General features: G+C 61.8%; 2 protein-coding genes and 1 pseudogene. 2 read left to right on the top strand and 1 reads right to left on the bottom strand.

What is annotated here, in order from left to right:
* Together EN749_RS34400 and EN749_RS34395 are read left to right on the top strand one after the other, a co-directional pair.
* A partial coding sequence (locus EN749_RS34400) for a GMC oxidoreductase (RefSeq protein WP_245491565.1) occupies positions 1-556 on the top strand: 556 nt, incomplete at its 5' end.
* 403 nt (positions 557-959) lie between these two features.
* Positions 960-2,087 (top strand): NAD(P)/FAD-dependent oxidoreductase, encoded by a 1,128-nt coding sequence (locus tag EN749_RS34395; RefSeq protein ID WP_245486663.1) that lies wholly within the window; start codon positions 960-962, stop codon positions 2,085-2,087.
* Here the strand turns inward: EN749_RS34395 and EN749_RS38355 are convergent.
* Positions 2,084-2,285: pseudogene (locus EN749_RS38355) on the bottom strand (carbohydrate ABC transporter permease); the annotation flags it as partial. The gene EN749_RS34395 and the pseudogene EN749_RS38355 overlap by 4 nt on opposite strands.

Here is a 2,285-nt window from a genome sequence, read left to right as displayed (position 1 = left end):
GTATACGAACGGCATTCCCGACATCCAGTTCCACTTCGTGCCCGGCTATCGCAGCCATCGCGGCAGGCTGGTGGAGTACGGCCATGGCTACGCAATCCACACCTGCGTGCTCAGGCCCAAAAGCGTCGGCGAACTCAAACTGTCAGGCCAGGCATCGAACCGGGATGTGCTGATCGATCATCGCTTCTTCTCGAGCGACGAGGACGCCAGGGTGTTGGTCGAAGGCATCAAGATCGCGCGTCAAATCTTTGCCGCATCCGAGTTCGACCCGATCAGGGGGACGGAGATGCTGCCGGGCAAGGATGTTCGCAGCGATGACGAGATCCTCGCCTATCTGCGTGCCGAAGCGCTCACCGTCTATCATCCGGTGGGGACGTGCAAGATGGGGACCGACGCGATGGCCGTCGTCGACCCGGCAACGCTCAAGGTGCGCGGCATCGGTGGCTTGCGGGTCGCGGATGCGTCCGTGATGCCGAAGCTGATCGGCGGCAACACCAATGCCCCCAGCATGATGATCGGGCAGCGGGCAGCGGAGATGATCCTGGGCCGGGGATAGTTTCTGTAGCGCACCTCCAGGAAAGGCGTGCAGCGGCCTTCCTCGGCGTGCCTCGATAATCGATGGCGATGACGCATTCCTGCATGGTCGGGCTTATTTGGCAGCCTGATCGTAGCCTTCGTGCTGTCGCTCAATGGCCCGAATATCTCGTTCTACCCGGCGCCACGCCTACCATGCCATCGGTCGCCTGGAGCGCACTGCGCTATGGCGTCAAGCCGGAGCTCTATGCGCTTCGTCGATCACCAACATTATGGTATTTGCCGCAATCGCGGTGCTTATTTCGTTGCACGCTCGGACAGAAACGGCCGATGGAGTGACATGTCATGCTTGTGGTGCTTTCGGCGGGCCGGAATTCTGGTGAGGCCTGCTTGCACGTCCTGCATTGTGCCCCAGGGGCTGGCGAATGACGATGGGGGTCCCCGACGAGAAAGTCGATTGCATCGTCATCGGCGCCGGCGTCGTCGGCCTGGCGATTGCGCGGCGGCTGGCGCTCGAGGGACGCGAAGTTCTTGTCGTGGAGGCCGAGGACAGCCCAGGGCTGGGCACGTCGAGCCGCAACAGCGAGGTCATTCATGCCGGCATCTACTATCCGAAGGGCAGCCTGAAAGCGCAGCTATGCGTCGAAGGAAAGAACGCGCTTTACCGCTATTGCAAAGCGCGCGGGATTCCGCACAAACGCATCGGCAAGCTGATCGTCGCCGCCAGCGACGCGGAGTTGCCGATTCTGGAGGGGATCCGGACCAAGGCTGCGGACAATGGTGTTGCGGACCTGGAGATGCTCAGCCGCGCGGATGTGGAACGGCTTGAACCTGAACTGGACGTTGCCGGCGCGCTTTTGTCCCCAAGCACGGGGATCGTCGACAGCCGCGCGCTGATGCTGGGGCTACAGGGCGATGCCGAGAATGCCGGTGCCACCTTTGCGTTTCGCGCGCCGGTTCTCGGCGGCAGCGTCGCCGAAACGGGCTGCGAGCTCCAGTTTGGCGGCGATATGGAAGGCTATAGGATCGCCGCAAATCTGGTCATCAATGCGGCCGGATTGTTAGCCCATCTGGTTGCCCGGAGCCTTGCGGGCGGGCATGGCGGCAAAATCCCAGATGTCACCTACGTCAAAGGCAATTACTTTGCGCTTGGACGCCGCCCGTCCTTCAACCATCTTGTTTATCCGGTTCCGGAACCAGGCGGCCTCGGAGTTCACCTGACGCTGGATATGGCCGGATCGGTTCGTTTCGGGCCGGACGTCGAGCCCGTCGATGAGGTCGGCTACGCGGTCGACGCAACTCGGGCCACACCATTTTACGCGGCCATCCGACGCTATTGGCCGGGGCTGAGGGACGGGGAACTGGAGCCGAGCTATTGCGGGCTGCGGCCTAAAACGAACGGGTTGCAGTTCGGCGATTTCGACATTCTGGCAGATCAGTCCGGACGGCTGATCAGTCTTTTCGGAATCGAGTCACCTGGCCTGACAAGTGCGCTCGCCCTGTCGGATAGGGTTGCCCAACTAGTCAGAACGACGAACTTCGTCTTGCTTTAGCCTTTGACCGCTCCAGCGGTCATGGATCCTGATATCTGCCGATACATCACAAGACCCAGCAAGGCCGGCGGCAAGGCGCCCAGCATCATGACCGCGGAAGCGGTTCCCCATTTTACGCCGCCGCCGCTTGCGGCGAAAAAAAACGATGCGCCGACCGTCATCGGGACGGCACGGCTGGTTGTCAGCATGAGGCCGAAG

Origin of the sequence: Mesorhizobium sp. M7A.F.Ca.ET.027.02.1.1, assembly GCF_004022985.1 — a bacterium.
Classification (GTDB): Bacteria; Pseudomonadota; Alphaproteobacteria; order Rhizobiales; family Rhizobiaceae; genus Mesorhizobium.
Note: the sequence above shows the minus strand (reverse complement) of the source record. Positions and strands in the feature narration are given on the sequence as shown.

Excerpts from the sequence above, each read along its gene's own strand:
- EN749_RS34395 (WP_245486663.1), top strand. The coding sequence starts at position 960 with ATGACGATGGGGGTCCCCGACGAGAAAGTCGATTGCATCGTCATCGGC.